Origin of the sequence: Aquabacter spiritensis (genome assembly GCF_004346185.1) — a bacterium.
In the GTDB taxonomy this organism is placed as follows: domain Bacteria; phylum Pseudomonadota; class Alphaproteobacteria; order Rhizobiales; family Xanthobacteraceae; genus Aquabacter; species Aquabacter spiritensis.
In genome coordinates, this window is sequence record NZ_SMAI01000043.1 from 1 (window position 1) to 1529 (window position 1529).

At 67.2% G+C, this 1529-nt stretch carries 1 protein-coding gene and 3 pseudogenes; 2 read left to right on the forward strand and 2 right to left on the reverse strand.

Going from position 1 to position 1529, the window contains the following annotated elements:
• Nucleotides 1–107: 107 nt before the first annotated feature.
• Nucleotides 108–404 (forward strand): annotated as a pseudogene (locus EDC64_RS23335) (tyrosine-type recombinase/integrase); the annotation flags it as partial.
• Here EDC64_RS23335 and EDC64_RS23340 read toward each other — a convergent pair.
• Nucleotides 357–836, reverse strand: a complete 480-nt coding sequence (locus EDC64_RS23340; protein ID WP_132036258.1) for a toprim domain-containing protein — start codon at nt 834–836, stop codon at nt 357–359. The pseudogene EDC64_RS23335 and the gene EDC64_RS23340 sit on opposite strands and share 48 nt — an antisense overlap.
• Before the next feature lie 160 nt (nt 837–996).
• On the opposite strand from EDC64_RS23340, the pseudogene EDC64_RS24150 reads away from it, so the two are divergent.
• Nucleotides 997–1266: pseudogene (locus EDC64_RS24150) on the forward strand (ISAzo13 family transposase); the annotation flags it as partial.
• A gap of 73 nt (nt 1267–1339) precedes the next feature.
• Here the strand turns inward: EDC64_RS24150 and EDC64_RS23345 are convergent.
• Nucleotides 1340–1529, reverse strand: a pseudogene (locus EDC64_RS23345) (transposase); the annotation flags it as partial.

The window sequence follows — 1529 nt, forward strand, 5'->3', positions numbered from 1 at the left end:
ACCCGGCGCCCGACGAGGCGTGCCAACAGGCACGGCAACGGCGACCACATCGCCGCTTCACGCCGCCGAAACACCAGCGCTGTGCATAAAGGCGGTTAAGTGCCAAGCGACAACCCGGTCGCTTCGACCGCGCCGCGCTTCGCAGCTCACCGTTTGCCCAAACGCCACTTGTTCCAAACGTGATCCGGCACACCACGGCCTGCCACCTGGTCCTCGCCGGCGTGGACATCAACACTATCCGCGCCTGGCTCGGACACGTCTCGATCAGCACGACCAACATCTATGCCGAGATCGACCTGACGCTGAAGGCCAACGCCGTCGCGCTCTGCGAGGTGAGGCAGCCGCGACCCGTTCGGTCATGGAAGGAGGATAAGGACCTTATGGCCTTCCTGAAGGCCTTGTGAGTCGGCGACGGGGTGCCGACTTCGGTCACCCCGTCCTGGCCGTTCTCCGGCGTATGAAGCGACTGCATCCTGCGGACCGAGCTGAACACGCACGGACGCGCGAACGGCGCCGACGCCGAACGCTCGCAGGTCCTCATTGAAGTCTCCGAATTGCGGAGAGAGGACCAGCGCCTCGATGCCAGCGGCTTTGGCTCGTTCGGTGAGCGCCGCGACCGCCGTATCGCCTGCGGCGTCAGCGTCGCGGGCTATGTAGAGCCGACGGAGCGCCGGCGGGAACTGGAGAGCGGCGAGGTGGTTCGCTGACAGCGCCGCCGCCATGGGCAAGGCGGGGAGCGCACATCGCAGCGACAGTATCGTCTCGATGCCTTCACCGGCGGCGAGGACATCGCCGGCCGCACCGAACCGGACGGCATGGCCGAAGAGACCGCCCATGGCTCGTCGCGGCGTGTCGATCGGCGCCTTGCCCAAGCCGTCCAGGGCAAGCTAAGGACACCCGCAAGGATAACCGAATCGGCGATTTCGCGCGCCTGCGGCGGTGTGACTCAGGCGGGCTTGGTTCTCGATCGCCGCGAGGCACGATAGCCGTGTCGGCATGATCGACCGGGCCGGCATCGAGCAGCGGTGGAATGCGGACGGCTCGAAGCGGGACGAGCGGGGTCGACGGGTGTTCGCCGCCAGCGAGGCGCGCGCGGCGGGCAGGGGCGGGCTGGCGGCGGTCTCGGAGATCACCGGGATCGCCCGCTCGACCATCGGGCGGGGCTTTGCGGACCTCGACGCGGCTCCCCCGCCCAATAATCGGGTGCGGCGCAAGGGCGGCGGCGGCCGATCGCTGACCGAGCGTGATCCGAGCTTGCTCGCCGATACGCACAACTCATCCGCCAAAACGCGACATTCACCGGAGCCTTCGGGATCACGTAAATGAGGGGATACTTGAGCACGAGGCTCCACTCGCCGCGCGCCTGTTGCAGTCCTCGCATCGAAAACTGACGGAACCCGAGCACGGATTTGATGATGCCGAACACCGGCTCCAGCGTCTGCTTGCGCAGGGCGTAGAGCTTGCGGCCCTCCGGCGTCTTCAGCCGATGCGCCATCGCCTCGACCGGCGTCGGATTTTCCAGAGCCTCC